This is a genomic window from Humibacter soli (assembly GCF_054779035.1).
In genome coordinates, this window is record NZ_BAAGYX010000001.1 from 1,223,470 (window position 1) to 1,242,983 (window position 19,514).

General features: G+C 67.8%; 13 protein-coding genes. 5 read left to right on the forward strand and 8 right to left on the reverse strand.

Annotated elements, in window-relative coordinates:
* Positions 1–8: 8 nt before the first annotated feature.
* Positions 9–1,121, reverse strand: coding sequence for a tRNA 2-thiouridine(34) synthase MnmA (mnmA, locus tag ACYVDN_RS05800; RefSeq protein WP_460569329.1), 1,113 nt, complete (start codon positions 1,119–1,121; stop codon positions 9–11).
* A gap of 246 nt (positions 1,122–1,367) precedes the next feature.
* Positions 1,368–2,636, reverse strand: coding sequence for a cysteine desulfurase family protein (locus ACYVDN_RS05805; RefSeq protein WP_460569331.1), 1,269 nt, complete (start codon positions 2,634–2,636; stop codon positions 1,368–1,370).
* Positions 2,637–2,655: 19 nt separating this feature from the next.
* Between ACYVDN_RS05805 and glgX the strand changes: the two genes are divergently transcribed.
* The gene (gene glgX / locus ACYVDN_RS05810; RefSeq protein WP_460569333.1) at positions 2,656–4,704 is read left to right on the forward strand and encodes a glycogen debranching protein; all 2,049 of its coding nucleotides are present in this window, start codon (positions 2,656–2,658) and stop codon (positions 4,702–4,704) included.
* A gap of 125 nt (positions 4,705–4,829) precedes the next feature.
* Here the strand turns inward: glgX and glgP are convergent, their stop codons facing one another.
* A complete protein-coding gene (gene glgP, locus ACYVDN_RS05815) occupies positions 4,830–7,388 on the reverse strand; it encodes a glycosyltransferase family protein (protein WP_460569335.1) in 2,559 nt (852 codons plus the stop codon).
* A gap of 84 nt (positions 7,389–7,472) precedes the next feature.
* Here glgP and ACYVDN_RS05820 point away from each other — a divergent pair, with 84 nt between their 5' ends.
* Entirely contained in the window at positions 7,473–9,527 is a 2,055-nt protein-coding gene (locus tag ACYVDN_RS05820; RefSeq protein WP_460569337.1) for an alpha-1,4-glucan--maltose-1-phosphate maltosyltransferase, read from the forward strand.
* Positions 9,524–11,737 (forward strand): 1,4-alpha-glucan-branching protein, encoded by a 2,214-nt coding sequence (glgB, locus tag ACYVDN_RS05825; protein ID WP_460569339.1) that lies wholly within the window; start codon positions 9,524–9,526, stop codon positions 11,735–11,737. The genes ACYVDN_RS05820 and glgB overlap by 4 nt, the downstream gene beginning before the upstream one ends.
* Before the next feature lie 361 nt (positions 11,738–12,098).
* On the opposite strand, the gene ACYVDN_RS05830 is transcribed toward glgB, so the two are convergent.
* The gene (locus tag ACYVDN_RS05830; RefSeq protein ID WP_460569341.1) at positions 12,099–13,052 is read right to left on the reverse strand and encodes a tetratricopeptide repeat protein; all 954 of its coding nucleotides are present in this window, start codon (positions 13,050–13,052) and stop codon (positions 12,099–12,101) included.
* On the reverse strand, positions 13,052–14,932 hold the full coding sequence (locus tag ACYVDN_RS05835) for a hypothetical protein (protein WP_460569348.1): 1,881 nt from the start codon (positions 14,930–14,932) through the stop codon (positions 13,052–13,054). The genes ACYVDN_RS05830 and ACYVDN_RS05835 overlap by 1 nt, the downstream gene beginning before the upstream one ends.
* Before the next feature lie 316 nt (positions 14,933–15,248).
* Between ACYVDN_RS05835 and ACYVDN_RS05840 the strand changes: the two genes are divergently transcribed.
* Positions 15,249–16,697 carry a coiled-coil domain-containing protein gene (locus ACYVDN_RS05840; RefSeq protein ID WP_460569350.1) on the forward strand — a complete coding sequence of 483 codons (1,449 nt, stop codon included), beginning with the start codon at positions 15,249–15,251 and terminating at the stop codon, positions 16,695–16,697.
* Positions 16,698–16,725: 28 nt separating this feature from the next.
* Positions 16,726–17,766, forward strand: coding sequence for an AI-2E family transporter (locus ACYVDN_RS05845; protein ID WP_460569352.1), 1,041 nt, complete (start codon positions 16,726–16,728; stop codon positions 17,764–17,766).
* A 15-nt stretch (positions 17,767–17,781) separates the two neighbouring features.
* Here the strand turns inward: ACYVDN_RS05845 and ACYVDN_RS05850 are convergent, their stop codons facing one another.
* The 3 genes from ACYVDN_RS05850 to ACYVDN_RS05860 form a co-directional block, all read right to left on the reverse strand.
* Positions 17,782–18,078, reverse strand: a complete 297-nt coding sequence (locus tag ACYVDN_RS05850) for a hypothetical protein (RefSeq protein WP_460569354.1) — start codon at positions 18,076–18,078, stop codon at positions 17,782–17,784.
* An 86-nt stretch (positions 18,079–18,164) separates the two neighbouring features.
* Complete coding sequence (locus ACYVDN_RS05855) at positions 18,165–18,779, reverse strand: lysozyme family protein (protein WP_460569356.1); 615 nt, start codon at positions 18,777–18,779, stop codon at positions 18,165–18,167.
* 184 nt (positions 18,780–18,963) lie between these two features.
* Positions 18,964–19,506, reverse strand: coding sequence for a DivIVA domain-containing protein (locus ACYVDN_RS05860; RefSeq protein WP_460569358.1), 543 nt, complete (start codon positions 19,504–19,506; stop codon positions 18,964–18,966).
* Positions 19,507–19,514: the final 8 nt, after the last annotated feature.

Consider the following 19,514-nt stretch of genomic DNA (forward strand, 5'->3'; position numbering starts at 1 on the left):
CGATCCCGTCAGCCGGCTGCGCCGGCCGGAACCGCGCTCACGGTGCGATCGATGGTGCACTGGCCGAGCACTCTGGTGCCGACGTAGACGACGGCGCTCTGGCCGGTGGCGACACCGCTCAACGGGGTCTCGGGGCGGATGACCAGCTCACCGTCATCCATCACCGCCGTTGCGGCGACCGGGTCGGCGTGCGCACGGATCTGCACCTCGCAGGCGAACGGGGACTCCGCATCGCGGGGCGGCTGCCCGGCCCAGGTGATCCTCCGGCCGGCGAGCTCGGAGATGTCGAGCGCCTCCTTGGGCCCGACGACGACGGTGTTCTCGGCGGGCTTCACATCGAGCACGAAACGAGGGCGTCCGTCCGGTGCGGGAACCGTGATGCCCAGGCCACGCCGCTGGCCGACCGTGTAGGCATGCGCACCCTGATGGCTGCCCACGACGGCACCGGAGCGGTCCACGATCTCACCGGGCGCCGTGCCGACGTGCTCGGCGAGCCATCCGCGGGTGTCGCCGTCGGGGATGAAGCAGATGTCGTGGGAGTCCGGCTTCTGCGCGATCGTGAAGCCGCGCTCCGCGGCCTCCGCGCGCACCTCCGCCTTCGAGGGCGTCGCCCCGAGCGGGAACATGGCGTGCGCGAGCTGCTCGGCCGTGAGTACACCGAGCACGTACGACTGATCCTTCGCCCACGCGGCCGCGCGGTGCAGCTCGCGGTTGCCGTCGGCATCCGTCAGGATGCTCGCGTAGTGGCCGGTGCAGACCGCGTCGAAGCCGAGTGCCATCGCCTTCTCGAGAAGCGCGGCGAACTTGATCTTCTCGTTGCAACGCAGGCAGGGGTTGGGAGTGCGACCTGCGGAGTATTCCGCGATGAAGTCGTCGACGACGTCGAGCTTGAAGCGCTCGGAGAAGTCCCACACGTAGTAGGGGACGCCGATGATGTTCGCGACCCGCTGGGCATCCATCGAGTCCTCGATGGTGCAACAGCCACGGCTGCCGGTGCGCAACGTTCCGGGCATGCGACTGAGCGCCAGGTGAACCCCGACGACGTCGTGCCCGGCGTCCACTGCGCGCGCGGCCGCCACCGCGGAGTCCACTCCCCCGCTCATCGCCGCCAGAACACGCATGGCTCCAAGTCTACGAAATGGTCCCTGAACGTCGGATCGCACCCCGTCGGTTGAGGAGCTCGCTGCAAGCGAGCGTCCCTCACCGGTTGAGGAGCTCGGTTCAGGCGAGCGTCCCTCGCCGGTTGAGGAGCTCGCCGCAGGCGCGCGTCTCGAAACCCCTACGGCGGCCGAGGCTTGAGGGTTTCGAGACGCGCCGCTCCGCGGAGCTCCTCAACCCACGGTGGACGCGCCGCTCCGCGGAGCCCGTCAGCGAGCGCCGAGGGCGGACTCGCGGGTGGCCATGCCCGCCCGGGACGCCTGCGCGTGGGCGGCGGGCAACGCGGCGAGGAAGGCGTCGACGTCGGCGTCTGTCGAGGTGCGGCCCAGTGTGATCCGCAGCGCCCCGCGTGCGTCATCCTCGCTGCGTCCCATGGCGCGGAGCACGTGCGACGGCTCGGGGATGCCTGCCTGGCACGCCGAGCCGGTCGACACCTCGACACCCGCGGCATCGAGCAGGAACAGCAGCGAGTCACCCTCACATCCCGGAAAGGTGAAGTGCACGTTGGACGCGAGCCGGGCATCTGTAGCGGAAGCGTCATCACGTTCCCGATCACCGAGAATCACTTCACCCGGCTCCGGCCCGCTGAGCACCGCATCGGGCACCGTTGAGCGCACTCCGGCGATCAACCGGTCCCGCAGCGCGACGAGCCGAGCGGACTCCGGCTCCCGCGAGGCGTCCGCCGCCCTTGCCGCAACCGCGAACGCCGTCGCGGCTGCCACGTCCTGGGTTCCGCTTCGCACCTGTCGCTGCTGGCCGCCGCCGTGCAGGAGCGGCACGATCGTGGCATCCCGCGACAGAACGAGGCCCCCTGCCCCGATCGGCCCGCCGATCTTGTGCGCCGAGACGCTGAGCGCGACGAGCCCGGCCGAACCGACCGAGCCCGTTCGGCTCCGCATGCCGGCGAAGTCGATGGGCAGGTGTCCATATGCCGATACGGCGTCGATGTGCACGGGAACCCCAGCGGACGCGGCAAGCGAAACGATCCGCTCCACCGGCTGAATCGTGCCCACCTCGTTGTTCGCCCAGAGGAAGGTGAGCAGCGCGATCTCCGCCGGGTCGACCGCGAGCGCGGACTCGAGCGCGTCGAGCCGCACGAATCCCCGGTCATCCAGCGGCAGCCATTCGACCTGCGCGCCCTCGTACGCGGCGAGCCATTCGACCGTGTCGACGGTGGCGTGGTGCTCGCCCTCCGGCACCAGGATGCGCGTGGCACCGTTCGCCCGCCGCGCCCAGTAGAGACCCTTGATCGCGAGGTTGATCGCCTCTGTTCCACCGGAGGTGAAGACGAGCTCGATCCCCTGACAACCGAGGGTCCCCGCGACACGTTCACGGGCATCTTCGAGCACTCGCTTCGCGGTCTGTCCGGCCGTGTGGATGCTCGACGGATTCCCGACCGTCGCCAAGGCGCGCGCATACGCCTCGATCGCTTCTGGCAGAACGGGTGTGGTGGCGGCGTGGTCAAGGTAGACCGGCATACGAATTACTGTAAGACGCATGCCTTCGGAGGATCCCCTGTCGCAGCTCGGCGTGACGTCGAGCCCGGACGGCGGCACGATCCGGGTCTACTCGAAGCACGCCACAACCGTCGAACTGCTGGTCTTCGACGACAAAGACCTGCACTGGCTCACGGAGCGCGTTCCGCTCACCCGTGGCGAGAACGACGTGTGGACCGCCCAGTCGGAGCATCTGACGCCCGGGACACGCTACAACATCCAGTGTTCGGGTCCGCGTGGCCCAGAGTTCCATTACAACGAGCGCAAACCCCTGATCGAACCGTATTCGCGTGGACTGGTGCGCTCGGGCTCGAGGGAGTGGCGATCGGTCGCCGTCGACGGCTCCTTCGACTGGGCCGGGGTGTCGAAGCCGAGGACTCCACGTGACCACACCGTGATCTACGAGGCCCACGTGAAGGGGCTGACGGTTCTGAATCCGGGCGTCCCCGCCGAGCTGCGCGGAACGTACGCGGGCCTTGCGCACCCGGCGACCATCGAGCACCTTCATCGCCTCGGCGTCACGGCCGTCGAGCTGTTGCCCGTGCACGCGTTCGTGACCGAGCAGCGCCTGACCAGGCTCGGCCTCTCGAACTACTGGGGCTACAACACGCTGAACTTCTTCACGCCGCACGCGCCATATGCGACGACCCAGGCGCAGGTGTCGGGAGCAGAAGCTGTTCTGCGCGAGTTCAAGGGCATGGTCCGACTGCTGCACGCCGCCGGTATCGAGGTCATCCTCGACGTCGTGTACAACCACACCGCCGAGGAAGGGCTCGGCGGCCCGACCACGAGCCTGCGCGGCATCGACAATTCCACGTATTACCGGCAGAACGCCGACGGCTCCTACATCGACACCACCGGCGTGGGCAACACGATCGACTTCGGCAACCCGATCGCCGAGCGCCTCGCGCTCGACTCGCTGCGGTACTGGGCGAACGAGGTGCAGATCGACGGCTTCAGGTTCGATCTCGCGGCCACGCTCGGGCGCGATGAGACCGGTGCCTTCGACCCGGAGCACTCCTTGCTCACGACCATCGCCGCTGATCCGACGCTGCAGGATGTCAAGCTCATCGCGGAGCCGTGGGATGTCGGCCTCGGCGGTTGGCAGACCGGCAACTTTCCCGACGGCTGGTCAGAGTGGAACGACAGGTACCGCAACCGCGCGCGATCGTTCTGGCTCACCGACATCGCGGACGCTCGCCGTCACGGTGCACCCTCAGCCGGCATCGGCTCGCTGGCGACAAGGCTGGCAGGGTCATCCAATCTGTTCAGCGCCGAGCGGGGTCCTCTTGCGTCGGTCAACTTCATCACCGCGCACGACGGCTTCACCCTCGCCGACCTGGTCTCGTACGACCACAAGCACAACCTCGGAAACGGCGAGGACAACCGCGACGGCACGGATGACAATCGTTCGTTCAACCACGGCGCGGAGGGGACGACCACCGACGACGACATCCTCGCCGAGCGCCGCAGGGCGATCCGCAACCTGATGGGCACGCTTTTGCTGTCGGCGGGCATCCCGATGATCACGGCCGGCGACGAATACGGCCGCACGCAGAACGGCAACAACAACGCCTACTGCCACGACGACGAGCTCACGTGGTTCTCGTGGGACTGGTCACCGCGCCAGCACGAGCTCGCCGCCGTCACCGCCGAGCTGATCCGGCTGCGCAAGGAGAACCCTGCGCTGCGCCCCGTGCACTTCGGCAGGTTCGGCGAAACCGTGCCCAGTGCGAGTCAGATGGACTGGTACGACGCCGACGGCAACACCATGGCCGTCGACGACTGGGACTCGCCCCACAACCGCACGCTGCAGTACCTCGCCGCCTCGACACCGGAGTTCGAGGAGCTCAACAGGATCCTGCTGATCGTGCACGGCCTCGAGACCGTCGTGCCGGTCACCCTGCCAGAACACGAGGGCGTCGAAGGCTACACCTTGCTGTGGGACAGCGCGGACGAGACCGTGACACCCGACACGACGGAGTACGCCCCTGGCGACATCCTCGACGTGGGCCCGACGGAGATGAAGCTCTTCCGGGCCCACTGCTGACCGCTACCGCGGGTTGAGGAGCACGCCGCAGGCGCGCGTCTCGAAACCCCGCCCACGAGAATGCGGTGGTGCGGGTTTCGAGACGCGCCGCTTCGCGGTGCTCCTCAACCCACGGTTGCGTGCGACTACTCCGCGATCGCGATGAGCCCGAGCTCTGCGGGGCTCGCCATGTAGGCGTTGTTCGGCACGACGCGCACCGTGTAGCCGAACGAGCCGGAACGGTCGAGCGGAACGATGCCTTCGAAAGCGATCGCGCTGCCCGTGCCGCCCTCGTGCGCCTCCAAGGTCTCACGGAGAACGGCGACCAGCTCGTCGTCTTCTCCGGTGTGACCGTAGACCACCTCGACCGCGACGTCGTCGGGCTTCAGCTCGCCGAGCTCGACGTGTGCCCGCAGCCGCAGACGGTCGCCCACCTGGGGGACCGCGTCGACACCGCCGGACTCGACGTGCACGACGCTGACCTGCGGCCATGCCGCGGCGATGCGTGCCTTCCATGCGGAGAACTCGCGCGCTCCCGCGTAACGGGCGGCCTGCAGTTCGCGCGCCTCGTGACTGGCCGGCACGTAGAGCTCCTCGACGTACTGGCGCACCATGCGGTCGGCGCTCAGCTCGGGCGACAGCGTCTTGAGGGTGTGCCGCACCTGCTGCATCCAGCGCACGGGGACCCCGCGCTCGTCGCGATCGTAGAACCTCGGCGCGATCTGGTGCTCGATCAGGTCGTAGAGCGCCGTGGCCTCCAGGGCGTCGCGCTCTGCGCTGTCCCCTGCCGTGTCGGCAGAGGGGATCGCCCAGCCGTTCTCGCCGTCGAAGTACTCGGCCCACCAGCCGTCGAGGATCGACAGGTTGAGAGTTCCGTTCAGAGCGGCCTTCATGCCGCTGGTGCCGCAGGCTTCCAGCGGTCGCAGCGGGTTGTTCAGCCAGATGTCGCAGCCCGGATAGAGCGTCTGCGCCATGGTCATGTCGTAGTCGGGGAGGAAGACGAGCCGCTCACGCACTTCGGGTCGCGCAGCGAACTCGACGAGCTCCTGGATGAGCCGCTTGCCGCCGTCGTCGGCCGGGTGGGCTTTGCCGGCGATCACCAGCTGGACCGGACGCTCCGGATCGTTCAGGATGCTCGTCAGACGCTCCTTGTCGTGCAACATCAACGTGAGTCGCTTGTACGTCGCGACACGACGCGCGAAGCCGATCGTCAGCACGCCGGGATCGAGCATGTCCTGCACCCAGCTCGGCACGATGGTGTCGGGCGACCTGCGGTGCCACGCTCCGGCGACGCGAGCACGGGCATCCTGCACCAGGTTCTCCCTGAGGCGGCCGCGCACCTCCCACAACCGGTCATCCCCGAGGTTCTGGGACTGCCAGTCGGCGTGCGTCGTGTCGGAGCTTCCCAGGTTCTGTTCGGCGAGCTGCAGCAGCAGCGGATCGGTCCACGTCGGCGCGTGCACGCCGTTGGTGACCGACCCGATCGGCACGTCGTCCGGATCGAATCCCGGCCAGAGTCCCGAGAACATGTGCCGCGAGACGTTGCCGTGCAGCTTCGAGACACCGTTCGCACGCTGTCCGAGCCGCAGGCCCATGACCGCCATGTTGAACACGCCGGGCGATCCACCGGCGTAGTTCTCGGCTCCGAGCCGCATCACGTCGTCGACATCGACACCGGTGACCAGGTCGCGCTGTTCGAAGTACCGACGAACGAGGGATGCCTCGAAGCGGTCGATCCCGGCGGCGACGGGTGTGTGCGTGGTGAACACGGTCCCAGCCCGCACCGCTTCCAGCGCGGCGGGGAACGAGAGCCCGTCGCCGACCAGTTCGGCGATCCGCTCCAGACCCTGGAAACCGGCATGGCCTTCGTTGGTGTGGTACACCGTCGGCTGCGGACCGCCGAGAAGGGACCCGGCGATGCGAAGCGCGCGCACCCCGCCGATGCCGAGCAGCAGCTCCTGCAGCAGCCGGTGCTCTCCCCCGCCGCCGTAGAGACGGTCGGTCACGCCGCGCAGGTCGTCGTCGTTCTCCGGGATGTTCGTGTCGAGCATCAGAAGGCGGACGCGGCCGACCAGGGTCGTCCAGATGCGCGCGCTCAGCGTGCGACCGTCGGGCAGCGCGAGCGCGACGAGCGCAGCGGTGCGGTCCGGGTGGCGCAGCACCGAGAGGGGCATCCCGTCGGGGTCGAGCACCGGGTAGCTCTCCTGCTGCCAGCCGTCGGACGAGAGGGACTGGGCGAAGTATCCCGAGCGGTAGAACAGGCCGACGCCGGTGAGCGGCAGGCCGAGGTCCGACGCGCTCTTCAGGTGGTCGCCCGCCAGGATGCCGAGGCCGCCCGAGTACTGCGGAAGCGCCGCGGTGATGCCGAACTCCGGCGAGAAGTAGGCGATGGCGGCTGGGGCGTCTTCGAGGGTCTGGTACCAGCGCGGCTCCGAGATGTAGCGGCGCAGATCGTCGCGAAGGCCGTTCGCCCATCCGACGAATCCCTCGTCGCCGGCGAGCTCCGCAAGGCGCTCGGGGCTCACGGATCCGAGGAGTGCGAGCGGGTCGTGATTGGTGGCGTCCCAGAGGTTCTCCGAAACGTGCCGGAAGAGGTCTCTGGTCGGCTCGTGCCACGACCAACGCAGGTTGGACGACAGCTCGTCGAGGGCTTGGAGCGAGTCGGGTATGACAGCGCGAACGGTGAATCGTCGGATTGCCTTCACCTCAGCCACCCTACCGGCGTGAGGTTTACGAGACGTGAACGCCAGCGGAGCGACATCCGGCCATCAGCGCGCTACGGTCGGAGCATGCCGTCCCCGACGTCGCCGCAACCACGCAAGGGCGAAGCGCCCGCAGAACACCACGACGCCGCAATTCGCGGCGTGCTCGGCAGACTGCCGATCCTCGACGTGAGACCCGTCGTCGACGGCGGAGCGTGGCCCGCGAAGGCATTCGCCGGCGAGGTGGTGCCGTTCTCCGCCGTCGCGTTCCGCGAGGGCCACGGTGTGATCGGCGTCGAGCTGGAGCTGCGGGATCCGCACGGCCTGATCGCCCGCAAGCGCATGGCACCCGGTGAGCCGGGCCTCGACCGCTGGCACACCCTTGCCCAACTCCCCACGGTGGGCATGTGGCGGTTCGCCGTGCGGGCATGGGCAGACGACTGGGCTACCTGGCGGCACGCAGCAGAGGTCAAGGTGCCGATCGGTCAGGATGTCGAGCTCGTGTTCTCCGAAGGCGCCGAGCTGCTCACCCGCGCCCTCGCATCCCGACGTCCGCCGTCCGACCGGTCAGCCCTGAACGAGCTGCTCGCCACGATCACCGACACGGACACGGACCCTGCCGCGCGCCTGGCCGCGGCGATGGGAGACCGCGTGACCGACATCCTGACCGCCCGCCCCATCGCGTCTCTGACGACCACGAGCGAGGAGCATCTCGTCGAGGTCGAGCGCGAGCGCGCCGGGGTCGCCGCCTGGTACGAGTTCTTCCCGCGCTCGGAAGGCGCGAAGCAGCGGGCGGACGGCAGCTGGGAGTCCGGAACGTTCCGCACGGCTGCCAAGCGTCTGCCTGCGGTGGCCGCGATGGGCTTCGACGTGGTGTACCTGCCGCCCGTGCATCCGATCGGCGAGAGCTTCCGCAAGGGCCGCAACAACACGCTGACCCCCGAGCCGGGCGACCCGGGCTCGCCGTGGGCCATCGGCGGCGAGGACGGCGGGCACGACACACTGCACCCCGAGCTCGGCTCCATGAAGGACTTCGCCCACTTCGTGCGCAAGGCGACGAAGGCAGGCCTCGAGGTGGCGATGGACTTCGCCCTACAGGCCTCGCCTGACCACCCGTGGGTGCGGGACCACCCCGAGTGGTTCACGACGCTGCCCGACGGCACGATCGCATATGCGGAGAACCCGCCCAAGAAGTACCAGGACATCTACCCGATCAACTTCGACAACGATCCGGCCGGCATCCGGGCGGAGGCGCTGCGTGTCGTCGAGTACTGGATCGAGGCGGGCATCCGCACCTTCAGGGTGGACAACCCTCACACGAAGCCGCTCGACTTCTGGGAGTGGCTCATCCACACCGTGCGGGCGAAGCACCCGGAGGTGATCTTCCTCGCCGAGGCGTTCACTCGTCCTGCGGTCATGCAGACGTTGGCGAAGGCCGGCTTCCAGCAGTCGTACTCCTACTTCACCTGGCGCAACACCAAGGAGGAGCTCGAGGAGTTCCTCGAGCAGATCTCGCACGAGACCTCGGCGTTCATGCGCCCCAACCTGTTCGTCAACACCCCCGACATCCTCACCGCCTACCTGCAGTTCGGCGGAAGGCCGGCCTTCAAGGTTCGCGCGGCGATCGCGGCCACGGGTGCTCCCCTCTGGGGTGTGTACGCCGGTTTCGAGCTGTACGAGTCGGTGGCGCGCAGCAGTGCTGAGGAGTACATCGACAACGAGAAATACGAGTACCGGCCGCGGGACTTCGCCGGCGCCGAGGCAGCCGGCGAGTCGCTCGCGCCGTACCTCACGATGCTGAACCGGGTGCGAAGCGAGCATCCCGCGGTGCGTCAGCTGCGCAACCTGCACGTGCACAGCAGCGAGGATGACGCGGTGCTCGTCTACAGCAAGCACCTCTCCCGCGACTTCACCGGCACCCGTCAGCCCGACACGGTGATCGTCGTGGCCAATGTCGACCCGCACTCGGTGCGCGAGACCGTCGTGCACCTCGACCTTCCCGCGATCGGGCTGCCCGCCGGATCGGACTTCGTGGTGACCGACGCGGTCACCGGTCAACGCTGGAACTGGACCTCCGCCAACTATGTGCGGTTGGATGCCTTCCACGAGCCCGTGCACATCCTCACCGTGGAGGCATCATGACGTCTGCAACGAAGCACGCCGACGGGTCCTCGGCCATGTCGCCGACGAATCTCGACGATGGGCTGCTCGCCGCGGTCGCCGATGGCCGCTACCACGACCCCCACTCGGTTCTCGGCCAGCACGTCGTGGCCGGCGACCGGATCGCGGACCGTGTCACCGTCATCCGCACCTTGCGTCCGCTCGCGAAAGCCGTCACGGCGATCGTCTCGACGGGCGGCAGAATCTCGCTCGCACACGTCGGGCACGGCATCTGGCAAGGCATCAGCGTGCTCGGCCCCGAGCCGTACCTGATCGAGGCGTCATACGACGACGGCTCACGCTGGGTCGCAGACGACCCGTATCGGTTCACGCCCACCGTCGGCGAGCTCGACCTGCACCTCATCGCGGAGGGCAGGCACGAACGGTTGTGGGACGGGCTCGGCGCCCATTACCGCGAGCACGACGGTGTGAGTGGCACGGCATTCACCGTGTGGGCCCCTAACGCCGCCGCCGTGCGCGTCGTCGGAGACTTCAACCAGTGGAACGGCGTCTCAGCCGCGATGCGGTCGATGGGTCGCAGCGGCGTGTGGGAGCTCTTCCTGCCTGGCATCCAACCGGGCGCGGTCTACAAATTCGAGGTCCTCGGCAGGGACGGCCAGTGGCGCATGAAGGCCGACCCGATGGCGCGCTACGCGGAGGTCTCCCCCGCGACGGGATCCGTGGTCGTCGTCAGCGACTACGCCTGGAACGATGGCGAATGGATGCACGCGCGCGCGTCATCCAATCCGCACAGCGGCCCGATGAGCGTGTACGAGCTGCACCTGGGCTCGTGGCGACCGGGACTGGGGTATCGCGAGGCGGCGGATGCCCTCATCGACTACCTCGTGCCGCTCGGGTTCACGCACGTGGAGTTCCTGCCGCTGGCCGAGCATCCCTTCGGCGGCTCGTGGGGCTACCAGGTGACCGGCTACTACGCGCCGACCAGTCGGTTCGGGCATCCCGACGACCTGCGTTATCTGATCGACAGGTTGCACGGTGCCGGCATCGGCGTGCTGATGGACTGGGTGCCCGGCCACTTCCCGAAGGACGAGTGGGCGCTCGCCAGGTTCGACGGCCAGGCGCTCTACGAGCATCCGGACCCGCGACGCGGCGAGCACCAGGACTGGGGCACGTACATCTTCGACTTCGGGCGCTCCGAGGTGCGCAACTTCCTGGTCGCCAACGCGCTGTACTGGCTGGAGGAGTTCCACGTCGACGGCCTGCGTGTGGACGCCGTCGCGTCGATGCTCTACCTCGACTACTCGCGCAAGGACGGCGAGTGGGCGCCGAACGTGCACGGTGGACGCGAGAACCTCGAGGCGATCGGCTTCCTCCAGGAGGCGACTGCGACCGCGTACAAGCGCAACCCGGGCATCGTGATGATCGCCGAGGAATCAACGGCCTATCCCGGGGTCACCGCCCCGACGAACGCAGGTGGCCTCGGCTTCGGGCTGAAGTGGAACATGGGGTGGATGCACGACTCGCTGCAGTACATGCACGAGGACCCGATGTACCGCTCGTACCACCACGGCGAGATCACCTTCTCGTTCGTCTACGCGTTCAGCGAGCACTTCCTGCTGCCGATCAGCCACGACGAGGTCGTGCACGGCAAGGGCTCGCTGGCGAACAAGATGCCGGGTGACCACTGGCAGCAACTGGCGAACGTGCGCGCGTACCTCGCGTTCATGTGGGCGCATCCCGGCAAGCAGCTCCTCTTCATGGGCCAGGAGTTCGGGCAGCTCAGCGAGTGGAGCGAGGATCGGGGCCTCGACTGGTGGATCCTCGACCAGCCGGCCCACCGCGGCCTGCTCGAGCTCGTCTCACGCCTCAACGCGATCTACCGGGACGAGCCGGCACTCTGGAGGTACGACCAGGAGCCGCGCGGCTTCCAGTGGATCGACGGCGGTGACGCACGCGGCAACGTGGTGGCGTTCGGCCGCATCGCCGACGGCGATCCGCTCGTCTGCGTCGTGAACTTCTCCGGCAACCCGCACAACGACTATCGACTGCCGATGCCGTTCGCCGGCGAATGGGAAGAGGTGCTCAACACGGATGCCCTCGACTTCGGCGGCTCGGGTGTCGGCAACTTCGGCGTCGTGCACGCGAAGGATGCCCCGTGGGGTGGCATGCAAGCGTCGGCTATTCTGACGCTCCCGCCTCTCGGCGCCCTCTGGCTCCGCGCCAAGCGCTGAGGACGCGTACGGAGCGCCCTTACCCTCGGTTGAGGAGCACGCCGCAGGCGCGCGTCACCGTTGGTTGAGGAGCACGCCGCAGGCGCGCGTCACCGTTGGTTGAGGAGCACGCCGAAGGCGAGCGTCTCGAAACCCGCCCACCCGAGAGAGCCGCGAGCGCCGGGTTTCAAGACGCGCGCCGCTACGCCGCGTGCTCCTCAACCCACGGAAGGACCACGACGCCACAACGCCGCCGAGGGTGCACTCAAACGCACCACGCGGCCAACGTGCGACGCTCTACGAGGCGGCGGCGTGTACGGCGCCGATCCCGACCACGCGCCCTGCCAACGGCGGCGCGCCGGGCGGGGACCGGCGCGCGAGGCTAATACAGCAAGCTTGCGAGTCGTCCGCGAGCGCGCACGACTCGTGCGTCCGCGACTCCTACCACCTCGAAGTACTCAAGGAGGCGCTCCCTGATGCTGTCACGCCCTGCCTGGTCGGAGCCGGCGAACAGCTCGAGGAGCCTGCCGAATGCGTCGTCTACGTGGCCTCCGGAGAGATCCAGGTCGGCGACGTCGAGTGCGGCATCCACGTCGGCGGGCGCTGCTGCGGCGGCGTCTCGGGCCTTGGCAGAGTCGACAGAGGCGAGTCGCTTCAGCAGGCTCACCTGCGCGAGCCCCGCGACAGCGAGCGCGTCGTTCGGGTTCTGGGCGATTGCGAGGCGGTACTCGGCGATCGCCGTGTCGAAGTCGCCCTGCTCGATCGCGTCGTACGCCTCTTGGTGGTGCGGGGGCAACGGCTCCGGCTGTGGCTCCGCCGCTTCGTCCTCGGTCTCGAGCCCGGCCTCGGAGTCGACCGCGACGCTGCCCGTCACACCGTTCTGCTCGGCGATCTGCAGCACCTGCTCGAACACGTCGCGCACCTGCTGCTCAGGGATCGCTCCCACGAACAGCGGAGCGGGGCGGCCGCCGATGATCGCGACGACAGTCGGGATCGACTGCGCCTGGAAGACCTGTGCGAGGCCAGGGTTGGCGTCGACATCCACCTTCACAAGCACGAGCCTGCCCGCGTAGTCGTTCACCGCGCGCTCGAGCGCCGGTGAGAGCTGCTTGCACGGTCCGCACCACTCGGCCCAGAGGTCGACGATGACCGGCACCGTGTTCGACAGCTCGATGAACTGATCGAAGTTCTGGTCGGTGCCGTCGTAGACCAGGCCAGGCAGGCTCTGCCGAGGTACGGCATCCGCTTCGCCTCGTGCCGCGGGTGAGGGGCGGTTCACGAGAGCAGAGAGATCGACTGCGCCACGAAACGACGTGGCGTCGGGCGTGTTCGTCATCACAGTTCCTTCGCGCTGAGCAACGACTGCGTGAAACCGAGCATCACGATCTTCTGATTCGACTCCGCAGGCGGCACATAAAACAGTAACTGATAGCCGTACGTCGTCTCGATGCCGTTGGTGCTGTCCGTCACTCCCGTGAGCGCCTGCACATTGGGGTTGCTCGTAGACACGGTCGCGCCGGCCTCGACCGGCTTCAGCGTGGATGTCTCATTGAGGCTCACCGAGACGACGGCGCCGGAGTCATTGGTCGCCATCGCGATCGGGCCGTCCGCGCCCGGTGCGTGCGTGAACTGCAGCGACGCGGTCTTTGGCAGCTGAGCGATCTGAGCGGCCTTGTAGGCTGCGCCGACCTGAGGCGCGAGCTTGTCGGACTTCGAGTCGAACTGCTTGTAGTACTTGCTCTTGTCGCCGTTGGCGAGCACGTCGCCGTATTCGCTTGCGAGCTGGTCGGGTGCGACGAGGAGCAGCTTCGAATCCGGCGGCACGATCGACGTGCCGATGTTCGCGGGCGGCAGGTCGGGCACCTTCGCATTGGCCTCGAGCGCGACCGCATACTCGACGGTGTAGTTGTCGCGCGGGGATTCCTGCACGAGCACGAGGTCGAGTGGCGCGGCCTTGGCGTCCTTCGGGTCGTGCACGACCGCGCTCACGACGCGCGGCCAGGTGTCGGTCGCCTCCGGCAATGCGAGCGAGACCGAGTTCGCAGGAATCGTCTGCTCGGGCGCGGCGTCCGACTTCTTGGCGCGCAGTGCGTAGTCTCCGGTCCTCGCGGCAAGCGCCGGTCCGCTGAATCGCGTCCCCGCGAGCGTCGCGTCGAGTTTGGCGTCCGACTTCGCGGCGGTCTTGGAGATCTGGTTCACGATGTCGTCGAGTTGCGGACCGGTCACAGCCGCGGGCGGCGTGTCCTTGCCCTGGCCGGGCAGATCGGTCGCGATCGGCGTCGAGGTGGCCTTCGGCGTCGACGCAGCTCCGAACTGGGGCCAGTAATCGGCCGAGCATCCGGCGAGCAGAAGAGTGCCGACGAGCACGACGGGCACTCCCGTGAACGCACGTCCGATCGAACGCCGGCCTCGGTTCGCCTGCCCGACCTGCGGCGTCGAATCGTCGGTTGTCGGCGGCTTGTTCGATCCGCGCGGCAGCTTCGGCGGCTTGCCGCCTCCGCGACGCGGCCCGCGCGAACGACGCAGGTGCCGTAGTCCCAGGATGTACATGAGCACTCCGAAGGCTCCGACGACGATGCCTCCGACGATGAGCGGCCCGGCGAAGGGCGTGCTGTTGTCGAGTGGCCAGTTCAGGCTGACCTTGTCGGGAGCAGGCTTCGTTCCGTCGCTTGCGATGATCACACTCACGGTGTCGGGCACATTCATCTTCGTGATCGATGCGGACGCGCCGCTGAACTCCTCGAGCCAGAGATCCGATCCCGCGGGATTCGCCCCTGTCCGATTCGACGAGGCCGTGTCGGTGTTCGATCCTGTCGTGGAGCTCGCTGCGCTCGGAGAGGGAGTCGGAGTGGGGGTGGGTGTCGCGGTCGAACCGGACGGCACCGTCGCCTTGCCCTTCACGACCTTCGAATGCAGAGTGTTGGTCGCCGGGTCATAGGTGACCTTGGCGTACTTGTCCTTGCCGATCCACGCGAGCACGTCTGCCGTTCGACCGTAGGCCACGAACGGGGTCGCGCCGCCGGACACGGTCAGGGTCTGCTGGCCGGCGCGAGCGCGAAGCACCGACCCGTCGATGACGGTGTACGGCGCCCCGCCCTTGACGACCGTCGCGGTGATGACGTTGGAGGCGGGGATCCAGATCGTGCGCTGGGCGATGCCGGCTGCGATCAGCACGGCAGCGACGACGAACGCCAGAATGGCGACCAGAAATCGCACGAACTCTCCTTCACTGCCGTGCCTTCGATGTCGGGGGTGGCACGGCGGGCCGGGAGCCGCACGCCGGTGCAGCGCCCACGGAGACTCAACGATACCGAAACCCGTCTGAAAAGCGGCTGCCAGCGGCCTGAATGCCGCTTATGGTCGCGGGCGCCGGCTGTGCCTCGTAGTGGTGCAGTCCCCGCCCGCGCGCGACTACACTCGAATGGCCTGCCCTGCACCGAAGCTGTGGGCAAAGCACCGGATGCCGCGCCGTTCACCGAATGCCCGGCGGGTTCATCCCTCGACATGCCCCCACACCGGAGAGAAGAAGCACGTGGCCACCGAAGAGACCGAGTTCACTCAAGTCTTCCGCGGTTATGACAAAGACGAAGTCGACAGGGCGATCCAGGATCTGCGCCGCGAGCTGATCCACGCCAACACGCAGAACGCCGACGCCGCCAAAGAGACCAAGCGGCTGAACGCTCGCATCGAAGAGCTGAACGCCGAGATCGAAGAGGTCGGAAGCCCGACGTTCTCCGGCCTCGGCACGAAGCTCGAGAACACGCTCCGCGTTGCAGAGGAGCAGTCGACGCGGATGATCGCCCAGGCCGACATCGACGCGGAGAAGCTCCGCGCCACCGTCGCCGGTGAGGTCGAGCGGGCTCGCCGTACCGCCGAAGAGCAGGCCGAGCGCATCCTCGCCGAGGCTCACGCCCAGGCCGACACGACCCTGCAAGACGCGAACATCGAGGCGAACGAGCTCGTCAACGAGGCGCGCACCAAGTCCGACACCCTGCTGCAGCAGGCGGAGCGCGAGGCGGCGTCGCTGCGCAGTGCGGTGGCCACAGAGGCCGCTGAGCTGCGTGCGACGAGCAAGCGCGAGGCGGCGGCGGCGCAGGCGGAGGCCGAGCACGACGCTGCCGAGGTCAAGGCAGCTGCGGCCGCGGAGGCCGCCGACGCTCGCGCTGCGGCGGACGGCCTCAACCGCGAGGTGGATGAGACCCGTGAGTCGCTGGCGAGGGAGGTCACCGCTCGACGCTCGGAGGTCGAGCACGAGCTCTCGGACCGCCGCACGGCTCTCGCAGCCGAGATCGCCCAGGCGAAGCGTGACCTTGCCGGCGACACGCAGCAGGCCAGGGTCGACCTCGCCAACGAGATCGAGCAGGCGCGTGCCGCGCTCGCCCGGGAGCTCGAGCAGCGCCAGGCTGACGCGCAGGCCGAGGCCGACACGGTGCGCAACTCCTTCCAGCGCGAGATGGAGAAGGCCCGCAAGGAGCACGAGGAGGAGCTGGCCGGCGTGCGTTCGCAGGTCGCCGCCGAGTCCGAGCGCCTCACCCACGAGGCGGAGCGCGCACGCATGGAGCTCGAGGTGGAGCTCAAGGCACGCCGCGACGAGTCGGAGAAGGAGCACCTCGCCAGGCACCAGGAGGCTGTCTCGCAGACGCAGAAGTACCTCGACGACGCCAACGCCGAGCTGGCGGAGGCGACCCGCCGCACCAACGAGGTGCGCTCGGAGGGCGAAGCAATCGAGAAGGAGATGCGCTCCGAGGTCAAAGCGGCGCGCAAGGAGGCCGAGGGTTCGGCTCGCGACATCGTGCGTGCTGCCGAAGACCGTGCGCACACGATCGTCGAAGAAGCCGACGACCGCAGCCGCAAGCTCGTGGCTGACGCTGAAGAGCGCCTGTCGCAGATTAGGATCGAGCGCGAGACGGTCGCCGGCTACTTCGAAAGCCTGCGGAGCGTCTTGAACCAGGCCGAGCAGGTGACTGCCGACAACGGCTGATCCCGCGACGGGTGAGGGGGCTCGTTCAGTGAAGATCCAGAACGCATTTCGTGTCGGACTGATCGGGACCTTGGGTGTCGGACTCGGCATCCTCATCCTGTCGGCGATCGTCTCGCTGTCGACGATCCTCACCTACATCGGTGCTGCGCTGTTCCTGGCGCTCGGCCTCGAGCCGATCATCGCGTTCCTCGAACGGCGCAAGCTGCCGCGCTGGTCGGCGATCATCGTCGTGCTGGTCGGCGTGATCGTCATCCTCGGCGGAATCATCTGGGCCATGGTGCCCGTGATCATCGCGCAGGGCACCGGGCTCGTGAAGACGATCACCCAGTTCGTCGAGAAGGGCACGGCTCAGGACTGGTATTCGGCTCTCAAGCACCAGTTCCCCGCGATCGACTTCGATAAGACGCTCGCGCAGATCTGGGACGGGCTGCAGAAGAACATCGGCAGCATCGGCGGCGGCCTGCTGCAGGCGGGCATCGGCATCGTGAGCGGCATCTTCGGTGTGCTCATCGTGCTGATCCTGACGATCTACTTCACAGCGTCGCTGAACAACATCAAGCGATCCGTGTACGAGCTCGTGCCGGCGTCGAAGCGTGCACGGTTCGCGGACATCGCAGAGCAGATCACCGACTCGGTCGGCAAATACGTGATGGGTCAGGTGGCGCTGGCGCTGTGCAACGGCATAGCAAGTGCCATCTTCCTGTCGATCATCGGCGCACCCTTCCCGATACTCCTCGCCGGGATCGCCTTCCTGTTCTCGCTGATACCGCTGGTGGGAACCTTGTCAGGCTCGATCATCATCGTGCTGCTGACCCTTCTGCTGTCCTCGCCCCTCACCGCCCTCGTGGCCGCGATCTGGTACATCATCTACATGCAGGTCGAGGCATATGTTCTGAGCCCGCGCATCATGAACCGCGCGGTCTCCGTGCCCGGCGCTGTCGTCGTCATCGCGGCTCTGGCGGGCGGCTCACTCCTGGGCATCCTCGGCGCGCTGATCGCCATCCCGGTGGCAGCGTCGATCCTGCTGATCATCAAGCAGGTGGTCATCCCCCGCCAGAATGAGCTCTGACGCGCGCGCCTGGCGTCAGGCGACACGCCAGCACGCGGTGTGCCAGTGCCTACGGGCCTGGAGGTCGGCTGCGTCTCCGAGCACGCCATCCGCCCGCCAGATCACGAGGTGCGCGACACCGGGTTCGATCACTCCCCCGCACCCCGGGCAGGTGTAGCTCTTGACCGCAGCCGACGCCGAGACCGGCTGCACGTTCCATTCACGGCCCCTGCGCGACTCGGTGCGGCGCCAGCCGGACATCAGCCGGCTCAGATCGTCTGACTCGTCGTCGCGCGATGCCCCGCGCCTCTTCGGATGGTTGCTACGCGGCATCCGACAAGTCTACAAATCGAAGTGTCGGCGAATCGGACGCGCCGACGAACAGCCGAACCGATGGAGCGCAGCGGCGAGAACTCGGCTCAGTACCAGCCGGCCGACTCTGAGTGGGCCCAGGCGCCGCACGGCGTGCCGTACCGACCGTCAACGTAGCCGAGACCCCAGTTCACCTGCGTCACGAAGCTGGTTGCCCAGTCAGCGCCCGCCGAGGCCATCTTGCTTCCGGGGAGGGCTTGCGGAATTCCGTAGGCGCCGGTTCCCGCGTTGTACGCGTAGACGTTCCAGCTCGACTCGCGATTCCACAGCGCCACCAGGCAGTTGAACTGGTCGGCTCCCATGCCCTGCGAGGCGAGCACGCCCTGCGCGTACGCCTGAGCGCTTCCGGGGTCGGGCGTTCCCGCGGCAGGCGCGCCCGTGTAGCCCGAGGAATCGGATGACGACGAGTCGGTCGCTACCGGTGCGACGACCACCGGCTTGGGCTTCGGCTTGGCTTTGGAGGAGTACTTGTCCACGCTGACGGTCTGCTCCGACGCCGTGTCCGACACGGCCAGCTTCTGCACGGGCTGGCCGAGGAAGCGCGCGTGGCTCGACGCGAAATCGGGCGATGCGGTCGCGCCCGAATACGGGTCGACGATGTTCACCAGGAAGAAGCCGATCGCGGCGAGGAACGCCACTCCGACGACGACCGGGCGAGCCATGCGGGGTCGCCGACGACGTGCCTCCACCGCATTCCGGGTCGGTGCGGGAGGCTCTGCTAGGTGTCTGACTCGCCTGGCCACGATCACACTACGATAACGAAGATCGGTGGCAGGGACAAAGCGGAAGCACTCCGATTCGGAGAAAAGCCGGTGTCGCGGTCATCCGACGGGGTGTCGATGCCCGTCACCGAACGGCCAGCATGACGTCGACGACGGCGTCGAGCAGAAGATCGACCTGGGCCTCGCGATAGCCGCCTCGCTGCTGCCGGAAGACGATGGTGCGCACCTCGTCGACCGAGAGCGGCATGCCGTCCCTGAAGTAGCGGGAGAGCCGCTTGGCGAACTTGTCGACCTCGCGTCGGTTGTAGCCGATGGTGAAGATGCTGGTGCGGGAGAATCTGTGGCCTTCTTCTCGCCCGAGGCGGTTCAGGATGACCTGTGCGGTCCCCCTGGCCTCCTCGAGCCACCGGGTCTCGCCCATCTCCTGCCTGGCCAGTTCGCGCTCTCGTACGGCGAAGACGTCCTCGAGCCGCTCGAGCGCACCGTCGACCGCTTCGGGCCGGTAGCCGTGGTGCCGAAGGGTGAACCCGGTGCGGCGGATGTCTTCAGACGTCAGCTGCACGTCGGGATCGCCGTCGTAGGCCTTGCGGGCCGTGCCGAGGAAGTCGTCGACCTCTGCAGGGTCGTACCCGCGCTTGCCGCGTTTCACGGTCGGAAAGGTTGCCACGTGGCCAT

Bases quoted from the DNA above. Each gene is read 5' to 3' on its own strand.
- mnmA (WP_460569329.1), bottom strand. From the start codon at position 1,121: ATGCGTGTTCTGGCGGCGATGAGCGGGGGAGTGGACTCCGCGGTGGCG.
- ACYVDN_RS05855 (WP_460569356.1), bottom strand. From the start codon at position 18,779: ATGGCTCGCCCGGTCGTCGTCGGAGTGGCGTTCCTCGCCGCGATCGGC.
- ACYVDN_RS05820 (WP_460569337.1), top strand. From the start codon at position 7,473: ATGCCGTCCCCGACGTCGCCGCAACCACGCAAGGGCGAAGCGCCCGCA.
- ACYVDN_RS05805 (WP_460569331.1), bottom strand. From the start codon at position 2,636: ATGCCGGTCTACCTTGACCACGCCGCCACCACACCCGTTCTGCCAGAA.
- glgX (WP_460569333.1), top strand. From the start codon at position 2,656: ATGCCTTCGGAGGATCCCCTGTCGCAGCTCGGCGTGACGTCGAGCCCG.
- ACYVDN_RS05850 (WP_460569354.1), bottom strand. From the start codon at position 18,078: ATGCCGCGTAGCAACCATCCGAAGAGGCGCGGGGCATCGCGCGACGAC.
- ACYVDN_RS05830 (WP_460569341.1), bottom strand. From the start codon at position 13,052: ATGACGAACACGCCCGACGCCACGTCGTTTCGTGGCGCAGTCGATCTC.
- glgB (WP_460569339.1), top strand. From the start codon at position 9,524: ATGACGTCTGCAACGAAGCACGCCGACGGGTCCTCGGCCATGTCGCCG.